At 65.3% G+C, this 18,502-nt stretch carries 20 protein-coding genes and 1 tRNA gene; 10 read left to right on the forward strand and 11 right to left on the reverse strand.

The features are described 5' to 3' along the window. Positions 1-157 precede the first annotated feature (157 nt). Positions 158-697 carry a disulfide bond formation protein B gene (locus tag AC0L3X_RS31000; RefSeq protein ID WP_063985825.1) on the reverse strand — a complete coding sequence of 180 codons (540 nt, stop codon included), beginning with the start codon at positions 695-697 and terminating at the stop codon, positions 158-160. 156 nt (positions 698-853) lie between these two features. Between AC0L3X_RS31000 and AC0L3X_RS31005 the strand changes: the two genes are divergently transcribed. Then, positions 854-938: transfer RNA gene (locus AC0L3X_RS31005), tRNA-Leu, on the forward strand. A gap of 192 nt (positions 939-1,130) precedes the next feature. Next, a complete protein-coding gene (locus tag AC0L3X_RS31010) occupies positions 1,131-1,433 on the forward strand; it encodes a hypothetical protein (RefSeq protein ID WP_028147344.1) in 303 nt (100 codons plus the stop codon). A 35-nt stretch (positions 1,434-1,468) separates the two neighbouring features. On the opposite strand, the gene AC0L3X_RS31015 is transcribed toward AC0L3X_RS31010, so the two are convergent. Continuing rightward, complete coding sequence (locus tag AC0L3X_RS31015) at positions 1,469-1,918, reverse strand: DUF6314 family protein (RefSeq protein WP_231143670.1); 450 nt, start codon at positions 1,916-1,918, stop codon at positions 1,469-1,471. 136 nt (positions 1,919-2,054) lie between these two features. Between AC0L3X_RS31015 and AC0L3X_RS31020 the strand changes: the two genes are divergently transcribed. After that, positions 2,055-2,285, forward strand: a complete 231-nt coding sequence (locus tag AC0L3X_RS31020; protein ID WP_063985827.1) for a hypothetical protein — start codon at positions 2,055-2,057, stop codon at positions 2,283-2,285. A 7-nt stretch (positions 2,286-2,292) separates the two neighbouring features. On the opposite strand, the gene AC0L3X_RS31025 is transcribed toward AC0L3X_RS31020, so the two are convergent. Beyond that, positions 2,293-3,252 carry an AraC family transcriptional regulator gene (locus tag AC0L3X_RS31025; protein ID WP_063985828.1) on the reverse strand — a complete coding sequence of 320 codons (960 nt, stop codon included), beginning with the start codon at positions 3,250-3,252 and terminating at the stop codon, positions 2,293-2,295. 302 nt (positions 3,253-3,554) lie between these two features. Here AC0L3X_RS31025 and AC0L3X_RS31030 point away from each other — a divergent pair, with 302 nt between their 5' ends. The 5 genes from AC0L3X_RS31030 (at position 3,555) to AC0L3X_RS31050 (ending at position 9,832) form a co-directional block, all read left to right on the forward strand. After that, positions 3,555-3,797: a hypothetical protein gene (locus AC0L3X_RS31030; protein WP_063985829.1), complete on the forward strand. Its 243-nt coding sequence runs from the start codon at positions 3,555-3,557 to the stop codon at positions 3,795-3,797. 24 nt (positions 3,798-3,821) lie between these two features. After that, complete coding sequence (locus AC0L3X_RS31035; RefSeq protein ID WP_063985830.1) at positions 3,822-4,073, forward strand: GCG_CRPN prefix-to-repeats domain-containing protein; 252 nt, start codon at positions 3,822-3,824, stop codon at positions 4,071-4,073. Between the two features lie 272 nt (positions 4,074-4,345). Then, entirely contained in the window at positions 4,346-7,093 is a 2,748-nt protein-coding gene (locus AC0L3X_RS31040) for a DUF2235 domain-containing protein (RefSeq protein ID WP_283017753.1), read from the forward strand. A gap of 121 nt (positions 7,094-7,214) precedes the next feature. After that, positions 7,215-7,898 carry a response regulator gene (locus AC0L3X_RS31045; protein ID WP_063986733.1) on the forward strand — a complete coding sequence of 228 codons (684 nt, stop codon included), beginning with the start codon at positions 7,215-7,217 and terminating at the stop codon, positions 7,896-7,898. Next, a complete protein-coding gene (locus AC0L3X_RS31050; RefSeq protein WP_063985832.1) occupies positions 7,895-9,832 on the forward strand; it encodes a sensor histidine kinase in 1,938 nt (645 codons plus the stop codon). Before AC0L3X_RS31045 ends, AC0L3X_RS31050 begins: the two co-directional genes overlap by 4 nt. Before the next feature lie 137 nt (positions 9,833-9,969). Here the strand turns inward: AC0L3X_RS31050 and AC0L3X_RS31055 are convergent, their stop codons facing one another. Continuing rightward, positions 9,970-10,251 (reverse strand): hypothetical protein, encoded by a 282-nt coding sequence (locus tag AC0L3X_RS31055; protein ID WP_014491556.1) that lies wholly within the window; start codon positions 10,249-10,251, stop codon positions 9,970-9,972. A 225-nt stretch (positions 10,252-10,476) separates the two neighbouring features. Here AC0L3X_RS31055 and AC0L3X_RS31060 point away from each other — a divergent pair, with 225 nt between their 5' ends. Continuing rightward, positions 10,477-10,701, forward strand: coding sequence for a cysteine rich repeat-containing protein (locus AC0L3X_RS31060; protein ID WP_063985833.1), 225 nt, complete (start codon positions 10,477-10,479; stop codon positions 10,699-10,701). A gap of 128 nt (positions 10,702-10,829) precedes the next feature. On the opposite strand, the gene AC0L3X_RS31065 is transcribed toward AC0L3X_RS31060, so the two are convergent. The 7 genes from AC0L3X_RS31065 to AC0L3X_RS31095 all read right to left on the reverse strand — a co-directional run bounded on the left by AC0L3X_RS31065 (position 10,830) and on the right by AC0L3X_RS31095 (position 16,541). After that, a complete protein-coding gene (locus AC0L3X_RS31065; protein WP_063985834.1) occupies positions 10,830-12,719 on the reverse strand; it encodes a PQQ-binding-like beta-propeller repeat protein in 1,890 nt (629 codons plus the stop codon). 2 nt (positions 12,720-12,721) lie between these two features. Further along, positions 12,722-13,189: a hypothetical protein gene (locus AC0L3X_RS31070; RefSeq protein ID WP_063985835.1), complete on the reverse strand. Its 468-nt coding sequence runs from the start codon at positions 13,187-13,189 to the stop codon at positions 12,722-12,724. Positions 13,190-13,197: 8 nt separating this feature from the next. Beyond that, complete coding sequence (locus AC0L3X_RS31075) at positions 13,198-13,419, reverse strand: hypothetical protein (RefSeq protein WP_063985836.1); 222 nt, start codon at positions 13,417-13,419, stop codon at positions 13,198-13,200. Positions 13,420-13,549: 130 nt separating this feature from the next. After that, the gene (locus AC0L3X_RS31080) at positions 13,550-14,233 is read right to left on the reverse strand and encodes a hypothetical protein (protein WP_231143671.1); all 684 of its coding nucleotides are present in this window, start codon (positions 14,231-14,233) and stop codon (positions 13,550-13,552) included. Positions 14,234-14,320: 87 nt separating this feature from the next. After that, a complete protein-coding gene (locus tag AC0L3X_RS31085; protein WP_063986734.1) occupies positions 14,321-15,028 on the reverse strand; it encodes a hypothetical protein in 708 nt (235 codons plus the stop codon). 130 nt (positions 15,029-15,158) lie between these two features. Continuing rightward, complete coding sequence (locus AC0L3X_RS31090; protein WP_028147356.1) at positions 15,159-15,407, reverse strand: hypothetical protein; 249 nt, start codon at positions 15,405-15,407, stop codon at positions 15,159-15,161. A gap of 168 nt (positions 15,408-15,575) precedes the next feature. Next, positions 15,576-16,541, reverse strand: a complete 966-nt coding sequence (locus AC0L3X_RS31095) for an NAD(P)H-dependent flavin oxidoreductase (protein ID WP_063985837.1) — start codon at positions 16,539-16,541, stop codon at positions 15,576-15,578. Positions 16,542-16,649: 108 nt separating this feature from the next. Between AC0L3X_RS31095 and AC0L3X_RS31100 the strand changes: the two genes are divergently transcribed. Continuing rightward, entirely contained in the window at positions 16,650-18,212 is a 1,563-nt protein-coding gene (locus AC0L3X_RS31100) for an AMP-binding protein (RefSeq protein ID WP_231143672.1), read from the forward strand. The last annotated feature ends 290 nt before the right edge of the window (positions 18,213-18,502 follow it).

Genomic DNA, 18,502 nt, shown 5'->3' on the forward strand with positions numbered 1-18,502 from the left:
AGTCGTAGCGGAGCTCCGGTCTCGTAGGATGGGCAAAGGCGCGCTAGCGCCGTGCCCACCATGCTCCCGCACTATCGCTAAAAATGGTGGGCACGCTTCCGCCATCGCTCTTCGAGCTACGGCGGACAAGTCGCTTTGCCCACCCTACGGCGCTTGCCTAGCGCTTCGCCGTCCGCAAAAATCCCCACGCCGCGATCGCGGCCATCAACAGCGAGATCAGCACATTGTAGCCGGCGAGCGAGAGACCGAGGAAACGCCACTGCACCTCGTCGCAGCGCACCACCTTGACGGTATCGAGCTTGGACAGCAGGTCGGCGGCATTGCCGAGATTGATGACGGGACCGGAGCAATCGGTCGGGCCCTTCCAGAACCCCCATTCGACGCCGGAATGGTAGGTGCCGAGGCCGGCATTGGCGAGTGTCGCCAGCGCGAGGATCGCAAGGCCCGCGAGCAGCAGCGGCCGCGGCGCCCCGCTCCGCGCCGCAAGCGCCGTGAGCACACCGACCGGGATCGCGAAATAATAGGCGTAGCGCTGCTCCAGGCACAGCGGACAGGGCAGGATCTCCAGCACGAGCTGGAAGAACCAGGCGCCGGCGATGGTCGCGGCGGCAATCAGCGTGACGAGCACCGAGGCAGTCAGCGCGGGACCGGTCCCAGCCGGCCTGAATGCAGGTATTGCGGCACTCTGGGTCGTCACGGCAGCCTCTTCCGATGGGGTCGCTTTCTTAAGGCTCTAACCCCGGCCCAGGCGGCTGTCGAGAACGGCCGGGATCACTTTGGCGCGGGTTGACCCTGCCCTGTCCATGGCTATAGTCCGCCCGCTTTGCGAGGCCCTTTCCAGGGCCGACCGGGAGCCCCTGTGGCGGAATTGGTAGACGCGCTCGACTCAAAATCGAGTTCCGCAAGGAGTGCTGGTTCGATTCCGGCCAGGGGCACCAGCCTTCGCTGCTTCGCAGCTACGGCTGGGCGAGCCAGGCTCCAGTCTATCCATGCGAAGCAGGGAAGGCTGTCCCGCCGAAGCCTTGGCGAAGGCGGACTAGATCAACGAATCCGGTATTTCCCTCCCCTTCCAATCGTCACATCCCGCCTGTATAAACCGGTAGCTTCTTCTGTAACTCGAAGGAGCTCACATGAACGACCTGCATACGTGGCTTTCGCAACAGCACCACGGCCTGCGCACCTTCCGGACATTTCAGCAAAAGCTCGAGACGCTCGGCCGGGACGATCCCGCCCAGCGCGGTCTTTGCCGCCTGTTGAGCGGCCTCGTCGGCAGCTATGTCGAGGCCTTTGACGAGGAGCCGCTGCCGGTCGAAATCGCCGATGGCGCATATCAGCGTCTGCTAACGCTGGTCGAGAGCATCGATCTTCACGGCGACGCCGACCGCCGGCTCGCCGACATCAACCGCGTGGCGGAGAGTGAGCTCTGGCGGTGAGAGGCGGCACGGCCGTCGCCATCGCCCCGGCTTGATCACGAGAGACGCGTGTAGGTCGTGTTCATCGTGTAGTCCTTGCGTGGACCCGATACGACATGACGGACGACGAACGTTCCATCCGGCCGAAACATGTAGGCCGACTGATAGTCGTCGTGCTTGCAAAGATGGCTCGCACGTCCGCTCAGCACTCCCCCGGAAGATGCGGACAGTGAAATCTCGTGAAACAGCCGCGGCGGATCTTCCCTGAAGAAGACCTTGAATCCTCCGTCGCTGTTGCTGAAGACGTATTCGCGTTCGGCCTGCACAATGGTGCCGTTCGCGAGCTTCAGATGTCCCTGCTCACGATAGGCCAACCGCCCCCCGTCCAGTGGCGTGAAGATCGCGATACCCTGCATCGTAGCCTGGCCTTCGATGACACGGTCGAAGGACCACGAGCCGATCAGCTTTTTCGTGACGTCCGAGGCGTCACCCCAAAAATCGATCATGACTTCGTTCATATCTTCAGACCTGCACATCAACCAACCGGTCCAGCCTCACAGGACCCGCAGCCGGGAGTTCGACTTCGGCGAGCCGATACCTATATCCTACCGCAACGAAATGGTGATGCAGTGAGCAGCTTTGATGGCCAGGAGACGCACGACGGAAGCGGACGCCGACGACCTCCCCCGCTATTTCGTCTGGGTCCGGGGCCTCGAGGGCCCCGAGCCGCAGAAATGGATGGCGATGGATTTCGGCATCGGTGACTGGAAGCGGCCGCAAGTGCTGGCCTTTCTGGAGCTGCCGGAAGGCGAACGGCACCTGCCGCTGTCGGCGCTGGCGCGCCGCTATCCGCCGCCGCGGGTGGAGACCTAGCGCTCTCTCACTTCCCCCTCGCCGCGGTCGGCGTCAACCCAAACCGCCTGCGGAAGCAGCGGTTAAAATAAGAGAGATCGTTGAAGCCGCAGGCAAAGGCGATGTCGCTGATGCGGCCCTCGCGGTGCGCCAGGAGGTCGGCGGCCTTGCGCAGACGCAGCTCAGTGAGGCGGGTGGTGAAGCTGGCGCCGGCCTCGAACAGCAGTTCGTTGACGTAGCGCTCGGAAAGGCCGGCGGCGGCGGCAAGCTTCTGGGCGGAAAAACCCGGCTCGTGGAAGCGCGCCTCAAGAATCGACAGCACGGCCTTGAGCCGCACGACGCGCAGGCCCCCGCGTCGCGCGGCAGTGGCGATATCGCTGCGGGCACCGAGACCGATCGCGGCAAGGTCGAGCAGATGGCCGGCGATCGCCATGCCGGCCTCGTCGGCGGCCGTGGGATTGCGGAGGAGGAGATCGCTGTAATCCATCGCCAGCGACAGCGCGCCGCCGGGCTCGAGCTCGCAGCCGACGAGATCGTCGATGTCGGCGACCATCGCGCGCAGCGTATCGACCGGCAGATGCACGTTGGTGAAACGCTTTTGGCTCGCGCCGTCGGCCGCGAAGAACGGCTCGTCCAGCTTGAGCAGCACCATCGCTCCCGGCCGCATGGTGAATTCGCGGCCACGATGGATCACCTGAGACGGAAGATCTCCGGTGTTGCGCGCGAGGCAAAAGCGGTCGTCGCCGGTCTCGATCACCTGGCGCTTCTCGCGCCGGACCGTGACGAAGCTGCCGTCGCAACGGCCGAGCATGGTGGTGCCGATATGGATCGAGTTCATCGTGGCGCGAAACGGCACGTCGGACGCCGGATCGAGCTCGCCGGTGTTGGAGAAATGCTCGAACAGCTCCGCGAAGCGGATGAAGCGCTGCCGGTCGGACAAGTCCTGCGGCAGCATCTCGGTCGAGAGCGACTTCCTGATGACGGACATCGAGAACGACTTTTCGAGAATGGCTTTTCTAAGTTCTTCAAAAAAAGACTTGGCGCTCGCTGAACCTCGCACGCCAAACGGACGCCCGCAGAAGACCAGCATACCGCAAGCTATCAGCACGCCAACGTGAATCAAGCTGCGCCGGTCAGTCCAAGCTGCGACGGCGCTGGCGCCGGTCAGTCCAAGACGCCCCGCACAGGCGGGCCCTATTCAGGCCGCGGATGCGGCATCCCGGCACAGACGGGACTGCATCCGGGCAAACGGGCGGCCCCAGCCTGACGCCCGCTGGAGGAGACAACGACATGCGAACCTCTCTACCCCGCAGCCTCGTGCTCGGCGGCGCCATCGCGACCAGCCTCTGCATCGGTTACGCGCTTGGCGCGCAGCCGCACATGGACGAAGCCATCGCGATCCTGCAATCGGCCCGCGCCGAGCTCGGCAAGGCAGAGCCGAACAAGGGCGGTCATCGCGAGAAGGCGATCGGGATGATCGACCAGGCGATCGCCGAAGTACGCGCCGGCATCGCGTTCGCCGCCGGCCATTGAAGCAACGGCATTCGGGAGGAAGACATGATACGCACCCTGTTTGCCACGGCTCTCACGCTCGGCGCGATCACGGGCGTTGCCCAGGCCATGCCGCTCACCCTGCTCAACGCAGCCGCGAACGGCGACGTCATCGCGGTCGCCGGCGGCTGCGGCCCCGGCTGGCACCGCGGCCCCTATGGCGGCTGCCTCAGGAACTACGCCAACCCCGCCGCGCATGCCTGCCCGCGCGGCTACCATATCGGCCCCGGCGGCGCTTGCCGCGGCAATGGCAGGTAGGAGCTGAACATTCCGCCTCTCCCCGCTCGCAGGGGAGAGGCGTCCGCCGACATCGCGCCTCTCGCCACCGGCACCAGCAAGACCAAACGTTTTCGTAACCGTCATGCCGCGGCGTCCGACCGCGGCAGGGCGGCGGCGCGATCCCGCTTGCTACCTCAACGGGACTATGCACAGAATGCACCTGTTTTCATAACGCAACCATTGATTGAAATCGTGGAGTACTGAACGGCTCCGGCCTGAAGTGCTTCACCGTCGATTGCCAGAGGGGCCCCATGACCCACCATGATGGCGCGCAGAATGGCGATTCTGCCAGACCCAAGCACACGCATGACGATGCAAGCGCCGGCGGGCCGACCGCCACCACCCTGTCGAAGCGCAAGCTGGTGCTGTTCGCCGACGGCACGGGCAACGCGTTCACCGCCCAGGAATCCAGCGTCTGGCGGCTCTATGAAGCGCTCGACCACACCCAGCCGGACCAGATCGCCCACTACATCAAGGGTGTCGGCACCGCCGGCTGGGCGCCGCTCGCAGCCATCGACGGCGCCACCGGCATCGGCGTTCCCTCCAACGTCCGCAAGCTCTACCGCTTCCTGTGCTGGAACTGGCGCGAGGGCGACGAGATCTACATCTTCGGCTTCAGCCGCGGCGCCTTCACCGCGCGCACGCTGGCGGCGCTGATCGCGAGCCAAGGGTTGGTGCCGGCGGAAATCAAGGGCGAGCCGGTCTCGCATGCCGAGATGGAGCGCAACGCCATGTCCGCATGGCGGGAATACCGCAAGGAATCGGTGGGCTATCGCAGCCTGCCGACGATCTGGATTACGCGCTGGATTCGCGACCTGCTGCTCATCATCTACCATTTCGTCTGCGGGCACCGCTCCTATTGCACGGTCCGCAAGGCCATGGCCGGCCGCAAGAACGTCAAGATCGAATTCCTTGGGCTGTTCGACACGGTCGAGGCTTTCGGCGTACCGATCGAGGAGCTGCGCGTCGCGATCGACTGGGCAATTTGGCCGATTTCGTTCCGCAATCACCGGCCCTCGCGCAAGGCGAAGCACATCTGTCACGCGCTCGCGCTCGACGACGAGCGCACCACCTTTCATCCGCTGCGGATCGACCAGAGCCGTCTAGCGAATGACCAGACTGTCAAGGAGGTGTGGTTCGCGGGCGTCCATTCCGACATTGGCGGCGGTTACCCGGAATCCACCCTCTCCTTCGTTCCGCTGGTCTGGATGACCGAGCAGCTCGGTGGCCAATTGCGCTTTCAGAACGGCACGATCGAGCGTTTCCGCGAGTATCAATCGGCGATCGGGCCAAAGCACGATTCACGCAGCGGCGCCGCCGTGCTTTACCGCTACGGTCCGCGGCCGATCCTCGAAGGCGATGTGAACGGCGGCAAACCGGTCGTTCACTTCGCCGTGGTCGAACGAATGCTGTTCGGATGCGACGATTATGCGCCGATCATGCTGCCGGCGAACGCGCGGGTGCTGATGCCCGACGGAAGCATCAAGGAGCTCACCAACGACGGCGCGCACCAGGCCATGCATGACGCCTACGCGAAGAAAGCGAGGCGTCCGATAAGCAAGGAGGAATCCGACGCCTTCACTGGAATGAAAGCGCCAGACGCGGACATGGCGAATCTGGCGCGCGGCGCCGTGTGGTGGCGACGCGTGGCCTATTTCGCGCTCCTGATCATGACGGGCATCATTGCCGCCTGGCCGTGGATCGCCCACAAGATCATAGATACATCCGGCAAGAGCCTGCGCGATTTTGTCAGCAACATCGACTGGGGTTTCAGCGCCATACTCGGCTCCGTCGCGAACCTGCTCAAGAACGTGTTGCCCTCCTATGCGGGGCCATGGCTCAATATCGCACTCTATTATCCTGTCGCGACCTCACTCGTCGTGCTGGTCACGTGGTGGGTCTGGAGCATCAACGCCTCGCTGCGTGATGGCATCCAGGAGCGGGCGCGGCTCGCCTGGTACCGGCCGGAACGGAAGGCGAGCGCAAAAAACCTCAGCCGGATGAGTTGGTTGTTCAGGTTTGGCGGTTTGATGCAGCGAAATGCGCGGTGGATGAGCTTTCCGTTCACCAAGATCATCTTTCCCGTCGTCTCCATCGTCGTCATCTACGCCGCGGCCTTGCTGATCGCCTCGAGCAGCTTCTTCACCTGGCGCGTCGCGACCGGACAGGTTTGTGAAGCCCCGGAAACAAAAGCCGCAGAGGCGCAGAAAAAGGGAGCGAACGTCGCGATAGACATTCCGCCAGCCAAGCCGGTGGGCGACAACGCGCTTCCTGCGACCGAGCTTTTCAACGTCAACCAGTTCTGCTGGGCAAGCAGGCTCGCCGTGGAGAAGGGCCGCAAATACCGGGTCTGGATCGATATCGACCAACGCTGGTTTGACCGTACGATCATGACCGGCGTCAACGGATTCCAGACCTACGAAAACCACCATTACCTCGCTCTCCCGACCCGGCGACTGTTCGGCGCGGACTGGTTCCAGCCGGTCGTACGCGTCGGCGAGAAGGGCCTGAACGATCGGCCGCTGCAGGCCATGAACGTGATGTCGGCAGATGAACTGCCGCGCCGCATTGACCCGACCCTTCCCGAGGAAAATGCTCAGGATGAGCCAAAAAACAGATATCCCGTCCGCATCGAAAGCGCTGAGGAATCGAGCACGGACGATGCGGCGAAGCTGACGAAACTCAAGGCCGATATCGCGAAGATGGGCACATTCGATGCGCTTCCGCCAGACGAGTCGGCACGCAAGGTCTGGGACACGCAGAAACTTGCAGACCGGATGGTGGCCGAATTCACCGCACCTGATTCCGGCGAGCTGTTCTTCTACGTCAACGACGCCGTGCAGATCGTCCCGGGCTTCCTGCGATGGCTGGCTCCGGCAAAATACGCCGACTATTTCGGGCCGGACGAACAATACTACAAGAACAACAGCGGCACGGCGCGGATCACGGTACAGCGTCTGCCCGCGCCGCCGACGCCATCGGCTGCGGCAAAGCAGTAGGCGCCGGCCACAACGGAGCGGAAGAGTGACAACGCCCCCATGATTATGGGTGTCGCGGCGTCCGCGCCGCGGCTAAACTTGGCCTCGCGCCGCGGGGGACACGCGGTGCGGGACGATGAACATGAGCGAACAGGGCGAGACGGGTGAGGCCATCACCATCCTCCTCGTCGAGGACGACGCGCCGACCTGCTGGCGGCTCCAGGATGCGCTGGTCAAGGCCGGCTACAAGGTGCGCAGCGCAGGCACGCTCGGCGAGGCGCGCCAGGCCCTGAACGGCGGCGCGCCGCGCGTGCTGCTGACCGATCTGCGGCTGCCCGACGGCCATGGCATCGAGCTAATCCGCGAGACCCGGCAGCGCTTTCCCGACACCGAGATCATGGTGATCTCGGCGCTCGGCGACGAGGAGAGCGTGATCTCGGCGATCACCGTCGGCGCCACCGGCTATCTCCTGAAGGACGCCTTCCCGACCGATATCGCCACCACCGTGCGCGATCTGGTCGCCGGCCATTCGCCGATCTCGGCCTCGATCGCCCGTTTCATCGTGCGCAGAACGCAAGGCGTCGCGCCGAGTTCGGTCGAGCCGCCGCGGGGTCCCGTACTCAACACCGCACGACTCACCCCGCGCGAGATCGATATCCTCTGGGGCATCGCAAAGGGTTTCAGCTACGCCGAGATCGCGAGCCATCTCGGCCTCTCCAGGCAGACCGTGCCCGGCCACATCAAGAACATCTATCGCAAGCTCGAAGTGCACACGCGCAGTGAAGCCGTGTTCGAGGCGGTGCAGCAGGGCCTGATCAAGCTGTGAGCGAGATCGCGGTGAAAGCACCTGCGCGACCGCGGCGCCGGCTGATCGCGGCGCGCCTCGTGCCCTATCTGCTGCTACAGGCGCTGATCGTGATCGTCACCATCCAGGGGCTGCGGCTGCTCCAGCCCAGCGACCCCGACGATTATGCCGTGAGCGAATTTTCGCTGCGGGAGGACGGCACGACCCGGGCGGTGACGTTGCCGCATTTCACGTCGTCGCGCTACGCGCTCCAGGACCCGCCGCTCTATTCGGGCACGTTCGTCTTCAAGCCCGATGCGGCAAACACGGCCTGGTCGGTCTTTCTGCCGCGCTTCAGCAACGGCGTGGAGGTCGCGGTCAACGGCGTCGCGATCCTGGACTCCCGGCGCGATCCCACCGCCAACCGGCCCGACCGCAACACGCCGGAGATCGCACTGATCCCGTCGTCGCTGCTGCGCGACGGCAGCAACGAGATCACCGTGCGGCTGTTGGTGTGGGGTCCGCTGCGAGGCTTCCTCGACACCGTCTATGTCGGGCCGGACGAAAGCCTGCGGGGAGCCTACGAGACGCGCACGCTGCTGTTCGTGACGCTGCCCGTGGTGTTCTCGGCCTGGCAATCGTTGCTGGCGGTGATCCTCGCCATCATGTGGCTGATGCGACGCCGCGAGCCGGTCTATGGCGTGCTGGCGGCAGGAATGCTCGTCGGCGCGATGCAGGCCTTCGCGCCGGCGCCGCTGCCGCCCGCGCCTTATCCGCGGCTGGCCGCCATCCTGCTGGCGTCCGCGCCGATCGAGAGCGCGCTGGTCGTGACGTTCGCGGTGCTGTTCTTCGGCTGGCGCTGGCCGCGCTACGGGCTGCTGTTGTTCGCGCCGGGGCTCGTCATCCTGCTGGTCGGGCTCTTTGCGGGCCAGCCGATCCCGCGCATCACCTTCCTGTTCCTCGGCGTGCCGACCGTGGGCCTGTGCCTGATGCTGCTGGTCGTCATCCTGACGTGGGCGGTGATCAGGCGGCAGGACGCGGCGAGCTTTACCTTCGGCTGCGCCGTGACCATCGTGCTGACCTGCTGGTTTCACGACATGCTCTCGGCGTTCGAATTCGTGCCGGACGATCGCACCTTCGTCACGCGGCTGTCCTATTCCGCGATGCTGGTGGCGATAGGCGCCGGACTGACCTGGCGCTTCGCCCGCGCGCTCAACGAGGTCGACAGCTTCGCCGGCCAGCTCATCGCACGCGTGCGCGAGGCCGAGGAGCGGCTGAAGGCAAGCTTCGCCCGCGAAGAAGAGCGGGCGCGGGCCGCCGCACTCGCCAACGAGCGCACGCGGCTGATGCGCGACCTGCATGACGGCCTCGGCGGCCAGCTCGTCAGCATCGTCGCGCTCTCCGAGCGTGGACACGAGGGCGCGACCATCACGGACGCTGCGCGCGCCGCGCTGAAGGATCTGCGCCTGGTCATCGATTCCATGGACGACATCGGCGGCGACCTGATGCTTGCGCTCGGCTCCTGGCGCGAGCGTGCGGCGGCACAATTGCGGCCACACGACGTCGCACTCGAATGGCACGTGGCGACGCCGCAGGGCCTGCCGCTCCATCCCGAACTGCGGCCATGGCACGTCATCCAGATCGTGCGCATTCTCGACGAGGCCGTGACCAACGCGGTCAAGCACGCGCAGGCGCGCCATATCGTTGTTACCATCGAGACGCGCGACGATGGCCAAGGAGATGGTGACCGGCCGTGTGGCGTGATCAGCGTTGCGGACGACGGCATGGGCTTTGCCCTGTCCGGCAACGGCGAAGCCGGGAGTGCAGGCCAGACCGCGCGGGGTCTGCGCAACATGCGAAGCCGCGCCGCGCGCTGCGGCGCGGTGCTGGATCTGGCCTCGGATTCCTCGGGGACGCGCGTACGGCTGCAACTACCGAAAATCTTTCCCGATAGCGACGCCGCCGCCACGGGCTGAAAAGCCCCCTCCCCGAACGTGTGGGACGCACGGAGAGAGGGAACGGGCCGGATTATCGTCATGCGGAGGACGGGGGGTTCGTCCGCAAGTCATCCTTTCGCCCGAAGCGATGCAATCAACTCAATCAAACGAGATCGTCAGCGCACGCCGACGCGATTGACCGGGCCTCCGCGATTCATCGGCGTTCCCGCACGAACGCCGACGCCGGGCGCGCCGACCCCGGGCGTCGCCACCGCGACCGCGGCGGCCGGCGCAACCACCACCGCCCCGGTCGGCCGCACCACGCAGCCCTTGGGCACGCCGACCGTCTTGCAATAGACCACCGCCTGCGCCGGGCTCGTGCCCAGCGACACCATCGCCGCACCCGCGAGCATCATGACCGTCAGGCCGGCGCTCAGCGCTCCCACGTTTTTCGACATCTTGCTCTCCTGCTTCCCGTTCGGCGCCCCGATGCAATCACCGGGTTTCGCAGCCGACGTGCAGCCTGAATGGCAAAAGACGGCGCGCGGATACATGCCATGAAGATGGGGGTGTGGCGGGCGAGCCGATGCCATGAACATGGCATGGACCGGCAACGCCCTCCGCGAGATGGTCCGGCTCACCCGATCCCAGCGGGACCCGTCACAATCCCAAAGAGGTGTTTCATGAAGACTTCAGTTCTTGCCGCGCTGCTGCTCGCTGCCGCCATCCTGCCCGCCGCTGCGCAATCCGGTCCGACGCCGCAGGAGCAGATGGCCTGCCGCGGCGACGCCGGCAAATTCTGCGCCGAACATGTCGGCAAGCCGCCGCAGATGAATGCCTGCCTGCGCGAGAACAAGACAAAGCTCTCGGACGCCTGCCGCAAGGTGGTGGAGTCGCACGGCGGGTGATCTTCTTCCCCCTGTGGAGAAGGTGCCTTGCCAATGGCAAGGCGGATGAGAGCTGCCTCGACGCACCCAGAGCAGAGACTCTCTACCGCGAGCCACCCTCTCCCGCGAAGAAGGGAGGGGGACAGCAGCTAATTCGTCAGGCCATAGACGTCGATGCGGCCGTCATAGGTCGGGCGATAGATGCGGCCTTTCCAGACGATCGGACGGTTGAACTTGGGATGCATGAAGGCGTGCTCCGGGCCCCAGTCCTCGCTGTCCCAGATCACCTGGAGCCGTTTGGAGCCATCCGGATTGGTGGCGAAATTCTGCGCGTCGTAGACCAGGAAGCGGCCCGGACTGAGAATCATGTTGCTGTCCTGATAGGGCACCATCGCCACGATGATGCCATCGGTGCCGTTGTTGGCGGCAAGCGTGATGCTCCAGCCAGGCATGCCGCCCGGCGGACGCGGCGATTGCGGCGAGGCGATCTCGTTGCCCCCGGCGAGATAGGTCGTTCTCCCGTCGGCCGCAATCGACCAGGCCCGCAAGGCGCTGTTCTCGCCGCCGACGAAATGCATGGTGCCGTGGGTGGCGGACTGGAACAGCAGCGGCGTGCCATGCAGATGCCGCGTCGCGCCGCCGGGAAACACGTTCAGCTCCATCGGTGACGCCGGTGCCGGCGGCACGGCGGGATCGAAATACGTGTACAGGATCGGTGGCATGAGAAGCCTGTTGTAGTTCGCCGCGAAATGGCCGGCCGCAAGTTCGCCCGGCTGCGTCTTGCCGAGCGCATTGGCATTGCCGGTGTAGAGGATGCCGTCCTTGCCCGCGGCCAGAATGGCATGGGCGGAGGCGACGTAGACCGGACCGCCGGAACCGAAATCCTGGTCGCCCCACATCGACTCGTTCATCGCCTCCATGTGATGCGCCACGACCGGCGCGATCTGCGCATCGGTTGCACTGCGACCCGAGGTGACCGCGACATGCGGCATCTCGCGCGCATACCGAGGCTTCAGCGTCATTCCCATGCGCCTTGCATGCGCGATCACAGAGGGCAGGGAAACATTCGACGGCAACGCCAGTTCGTCATTGTCGTCGTCGGCGGCTGCTGCGTCCGCGGCCGCGCCGACCCGGTTGGCGTCGGTCCATGGCGCCCACCACGACATGACCTCGAAATGCGCATGGCTTCCGGTGTGCAAGGCGAGCCGCACGATGCTCTCGCCGAAATCGCCATGCTGCGGCGAGAACGCTCCGTTGCCGGTGATGACGTAGATTGAACCGTCGGGAGCGAGGGCCGGGCCGGCCCCGCTCTGCCACAGCCCGCCGCCGGAGCCGGTGACGGTGGAGCACCACGACGCAGCGAGCCGCCAGGCATGGACGTCGACCGCGAGCAGCCAGCCGCGCGCCGTCTTCGACGTCTCGGCGATCGTGCCGAAGGGAATCAGCACGTGGTTCCGCGTCAGCGTCAGGGCGCTGCGCTGCTTGCGCTGGGCCGAGACGAATTTCTGCACCGGCAGGCCGTTCGGCGGCGTGTAGACCGCGCCCTCCAGGTTCAGCAGCCCGTGCACCTTCGAGCCGTCGCGGATCCGCAGCGCCGCGAGGAAATGCTGCCCCTTGGCGACGCTGCCGTCGTCGCTGATCCAGGCGCAGGCATAGAGAATGCTCGCCCCCTCGTCGATCACCGGGGTCGAGAGAATGCCCCAATGGACGTTGGTCATGTGGCCGTCGATCACCCTCGTTCCGACGATGGGACGCCCCAAGTTGGTCGCCCAGATCTTCTCACCGGTCACAGCGTCGAATGCATAAACCCAATTGCCCATGCTGGCCTGCAAGATCAGGTCGCGGGTCTTGCCGTCGGCCGTGTGCACGCCGCCGACCGCCAGCGGCTGCGCCTCGAGCCTGGGATCGTCGGGAATCGGAAGGCTGAAGAGTTTGACGATGCCCCTGCTGCGGACGGCGGTCGCCGTCAGCACCGTCTCGGAATTGTTCGCACCGGTACGGGCACGGTCGTAGCTGCGGGTCGTGACGGAGGCGACCATGGTCAGGCTCCGTAGGCGAGGAGGCTTCCGGCCGCAATCAGGCAAGCCGCCGCAAGCGGTCGTACGTCGCGCAAGCCTGCGCGCCACCCGCTCGACACGGCGGCTCCGCAGGCAAAGCCGAGCCCGGCCATGATCGCGCTCGACAGTGCGGCAACGGCCGGCGCATCAGGCGTGCGCGACACGAGATTGTCGATCGCCAGCAGCGGTGGCAGCACATAGAACCAGCCCGGCGCATTCAAAAGACGTTGCGCGATGGGGTGGCGCACGACCAGCGATGCGCCGCACGCGATCAACAGGATCGCTGCGAGCCCGCCCGCGACCGGCATCGTGACGCCGAGCGCGGAACCCAGCGCATCGCAAGCGCCGAACATCAGAATGAGCGGCAGCACATGCGGTTGCGGAACGATGAGTGCGAGCGCAAAGGCCACGATGAGACTGTCCGCGGACGTCCACAACAGATGTATCGACATGGAAACCTCTAAAAGGTTTGCAATGCGAAATAAGTGAGGTCAGTCGAGAAGGCCGCCCCGTCGTCCGCCTTCGAGGGCCATTGCAGCGCGGTGAAGCCGCGATTCCGCGCGTGTCGCGCGAGAAAGTGGAGCAGCCAGGCAATGCCGGCTCTATCAACCGGCGTCGGCACGGTGACGCCTTCGCGGTACGGCGCGAAGAAGCGACCCCAAGCTAACAGCGCTACGCCCATGACGCGGCCTTTGGCTAGCGACGCCAATCATGCATTGAACGGAGATCGTCTGGAAGTTGAAATTCGAGACAAGCACGTCCGCAGAACGAACCGTCGCTCACGATCGCGTGCACGACGGCGAGGATGGGCGCTAATCGTCGTCAGACCCGAACAGCCTGATCTGCGGCAAGCCGCCGCGCGGCCGGCTCGCGACATCGCGCGCGTCGGAATCTTCGCGGATGTTGCGCGCGACGTCATCCCAATCGGTGCGGTCGCGCATGCCGCGCGGCTCGCGGGGATCGTAGTGCCGGCGCTCGGCCCAGCGCTCGCGGCGCTCCGTGCGGCGCCGTTCGGACGCGGCGCGCTTCACATCGGAATCCCTGGCCTTGGCATAGGCGTTGTCGGGTGAGGATGGCTGCTCTGTCGATGCCTGCTGCTCGGCAGGCTTTGCGACTTGCGGAGGCGATGCCGGTGCCGGCTTGGGCGGCTCGGCCGCGGCCGCCTGGGAAGGCTGCGGCGCTGGCGGCTCGGCGTTCGCTTGACTTGCCTGCCTGTCGGGCTTTGCGGGTTCGGATTTGGCTTCGGCCTGTGCCGGCGCGGCGATCATGGCGCCGAAGGCTTGCGAGCCGGTGAGATATTGCAAGCGCTCGGACGGAGCGTCCGTCGTCGCTGGTTTGGCGGCTTCAGCGCGCTGCGACATCTTGCTCGTGTCCGGCCCCTGCTTGGGCGCGACCGGATTCATGATATTGCCGGCGACGATGCCGCCACCGAGACCAATGGCGATGGCGGCAACGATCGTTCCGGCACCGACGAAATAAGCTGTCGAGGCGCGCATTGATCCACTCCCTCTTTGGAGCGGGCAACGCTTGCCGATTGCCGGATGTTCCCGATGCGGGGCGCAGTTCCCGGAGGAACTTGCGCGTCAGATCTGCTGCGCGACTTTTTCAAGCCCGATGATGCGGGCGAGCTTGCGCACTTCTTCCTTCTGATCCTCGCGCAACTGGAACAGCAGCGGCATTGCGGCCGACTTCAACTGCTGGACCTCGTCGCAGTTCGGATCGATCGGCACGCCCGGCGCGTTCGGATTGGAGAGCTTGTTCGCAGAGATCTTGCGGACGACATTGCGCAGCGCGGTCTCGACCGAGGGCCAGTAATATTCCTGCGACGACGACAGTTTCAGGCGATCCCTGATGCCCGCGATCTGTACGTCGGACAGCAGCGAATAGCTTTTCTGCGGCTGCGGCTTGGCGGCGACCTTCGGCTTGGCCGGAGCTTCGACCGGAGCCTCTGCGGCAGCAGGCGCTTCATGCACACTCGCCTTGGGCATCGGGAAATCGGCGGGCGTTGCGGCGGCAAACGCCTGGCGCAGCGGCTCGGTCAGCACCGGCGCCTGCGAAAGCTTGTCGGCGGGGACCTGGACCGGATCGATCGCGGCCGAGGCCAATGCCAGCGTCGGGACCAGGCGGTCGGCCTTGGCGGCGCGATTTGTCGAAAGCTGCTTGGGCGGCGGAGCCTGCGTGATCATCTCTGCGCTGACGCTGGGCACGCTGTCACGGCCAAGGATGGCGGTGGTGGCGGCGCCGAGGACGAGGAAACAGGTCAGCACGACGATGGTGATGGCTTTGGACAAACGTCTCTCCAGGCCCAGCTTCAAGTCCACGTGATGGGTGCCCGGAAACTGGGCGGTAAATAAGGCTTAACCGTGCCATCGTAACGGCAATCGCGCGGACTGCGGCGACATGCCCGAAATCTCAAGAAAATCAGGCAGCTAGCGCCAGGTCGTAGGCATCCTGGATGTCGGCGACGATCTCGGAGGCCTCCCAGACCGCGCGCGGCTCGACCGATTGCAGCGTCACCGTCCAGTTGCCGCCCCGGCGGGTGCGGGGGACGCTGAGGATGTCGAAGCGCACGTTGCGGCACAGCGGATGACGGGCCAGAGCATGGGCCACGCGGACCCGGATTTCGTCCAGCGTCGCGGCTGTCTTGCTATTGAGAAAATCGAAGTCCATCGCCTGTCCCTCTCGGTCCTGATTGGCGGCCGTGAGGGGATTCTTGGCGGGCGTTGGTTAATCTGCCGTTAAGTACGGGGCCGCGGGGGAGCGCTCGATTAACTGTGATCGGGGCCGACGGCCCCTCCTCTCCCTCCCCCGCAAGCGGGGCGAGGGGAAGGACGCCGCCTACCGCCCGCCCGCATCGCGATATTCGGCGAGGGTCCGCGCCACGAGATCGTCGACCGCCATCACGCCGGTCACGCCCGATGTCGCGTGCCCCCCGCTCCAGATATCGCGCCAGCGTTTCGGGCGGTTTTCGCGCGCGTCGACGTCAATGTCCTTGCCGATGTCGATCGCGCCACGCGCCGGCAGATCGTCGGGATCGAGGCCCGCAGCCACGATCGACGGCTTCAGCATGCTGGTCTGCAACCCCGTGAACGCGGTGGTCAGCAAGATGTCGTCGGCGCTGCTGTCGACCAGCATCTCCTTGTGGCGCTCGTCCGCCATGCTCTCGCGCGTCGCGATGAATTTCGTGCCCATGTAGCCGAGATCGCAGCCGAGGACTCCAGCCGCATGCAGCGCGCGGCCGTCGCTGATGCCTCCGGCGAGCACGATGATGCCGTCAAAGAATGCGCGCACCGCGCGGACGAACGCGAACGGATTGAGCCAGCCGGTCTGCCCGCCGGCGCCCGCGGTGAGCAGCACCAGCCCGTCGGCGCCGGCTTCCGCCGCGCGCTGGGCGTGGCGGATCGAGGCCACGTCCGCCAGCACCAGCGCGCCGGCATCGTGCAGCGGCTTCAACACCGGCGCGGGCGACCCAACAGAGGTGATGACGATCTCCGGCTTGTGTCGCAGCAGCACCGCGAGATCCTGCTCAAGCCGCGCGTTGGAGCGATGCACGATCAGGTTCGGGCAAAGCGGCGCGGCCTTGCGACCTGTGTGATCTTCGTGTTGCCGCAGTCGCGTTTCGATCTCGGTGAGCCACGCCTCGAGCTGTTCCGTGCCGCGGCAATTCACGGTGGGGAAGCTGCCGATCACGCCATTGCGACAGGCCGCGACCATGAGTTCGACGCCCGACACCAGAAACATCGGCGCCGCGATCAGAGGCAGAGCGAGACGATCACGGAAGTGTTGCAGTCGATCGGATGTCACTCACGCCTCCTTGCACGGGCTTTGTCGTTCCATCCCGCATTCTCTGTGCTAGCGTTGCGCACAAACATTGGCACGTCAAAAGCCGATGACAAAACAACGGGGAAACATATGTCCGATCCGCTCCACGCATCGTCCCCGACTTGCGCGCAGACGCTGCGGGCACTGTCGCGCTATCCCGGCCGCACCGCTTTCGCCTGGCCCGGTGGATCGCTGAGCTATCAGGGCACCATCGACCTGATCGGACGCATCCAGGCCGTGTTCATGCGGCTGGGCTTGCAGCCCGGCGCGCGCGTCGCGTTCCTCACCGCGAACCGTGCCGACACCTGGTGCGCCGGTGTCGCCGCGCAATTATCCAGGCTCTGCGTCACCTGGCTGCATCCGCTGGGATCGAGGGCAGACCAGCTCTTCCAGCTCGAGGATTCCGAGGCCGAGATGCTGGTGGTCGATGCCGCCACCTTCCGCGATCGCGGCGGCGAGCTTGCCGCGAGTGCGAGCCGGCTGAAGGCAGTCTTCACCACGGGACCGGCCGACTATGGCGTCGACCTCCTGCAGGCGATCGAGATCGAAGGCCATGCCAGCGCGCATTGCTTCGCCGGCCCCGACGATCTCTCAACGCTGAATTACACCGGTGGCACGACCGGAAAATCCAAGGGCGCACTGCGCTATCACCGCGAGAACGCCGGGGGTGCTGCCGCGATCCTCGCCGACTTCGAGATCCCGGACACCCCGCACTATCTCGCGGTTGCCCCGATCAGCCATGTCGCCGGCACGAAAGTCGTGCCGACGCTGATGCGCGGGGGCACCGTGCACATGCTGAAAGGCTTCGATCCCGAGGCGGTGCTGGCAACGATCGCGCGCGAGCGCATCAATTTTACGCTGTTCGTGCCGACCATGATCTATGTGCTGCTCGATCATCCCGCCTTAAGCAAGACCGATCTGTCCTCACTGGAGCTCGTGCTCTATGGCGCATCCGCGATGTCGCCGAGCCGGCTGGTCGAGGGCATCGAACGCATCGGGCCGGTGTTCTCGCAGCTTTACGGGCAGACCGAATGCTATCCGATTTCGGTGCTGCGCAAGGCGGATCATGATCCAAAAACGCCGGAGTTGTTCCTGTCCTGCGGTTTCCCGATCTCGGCCTGCGAGGTCAGGATCCTGGACGACAACGACCAGGAAGTGAAGACGGGCGAAGCCGGCGAGATCTGCGTGCGCGCGCCGCATGCCATGGCCGAATACTGGAAGCGGCCCGACATCACAGCCGAGACGCTGAAGAATGGCTGGGTCCACACCGGCGACGTCGCGCGCAAGGACGAGCGCGGCTACATGTTCATCCTCGACCGCAAGAAGGACATGATCGTCTCCGGCGGCTTCAACATTTTCCCGCGCGAGGTCGAGGACGTGCTGTCGCAGCATGCGGATGTCGCGATGGTCGCGGTCGTCGGCATTCCCGACGAGAAATGGGGCGAAGCCGTCACCGCCATCGTCGTGCCGCGTGAGGGGGCACAGCCCGATCCGGACGAGCTGATCAATCTGGTGAGGACGCGAAAAGGCTCGGCACATGCACCGAAGCAGATCCAGTTCGTCAAGCAGCTGCCGATGACCGGCGTCGGCAAGGTCGACAAGAAGGTGCTGCGCGCAGGCTTCTGGAGCGGACGGGACCGGTTGGTGGGGTAGTCATCCCGATCTGCAACTTGTAGCAGGCAGCACCGCACGTATTCCCGCGGCCGGACCCCGGGGTTCTACGGGTCGCTGTGACCCGCGAACAACAGCTCGGAAGGGACTTTTCAGGCACGCCGTCCGCGCAATTGCGGGCGAATCAACGAATCAACTAGACCGCTGACGGGGCTGGGAAGCGGAGTATCAAATGAGAGTCGCTTCCTTGGAAAGTGCGTTGGCCGCGATCACGTTGATCACGGCTATCATCGTCCTGCTGTGGGAGATCAAGATCGTCTACGGCAGCTGAA

Source organism: Bradyrhizobium sp. MI1.7 (assembly GCF_055811795.1).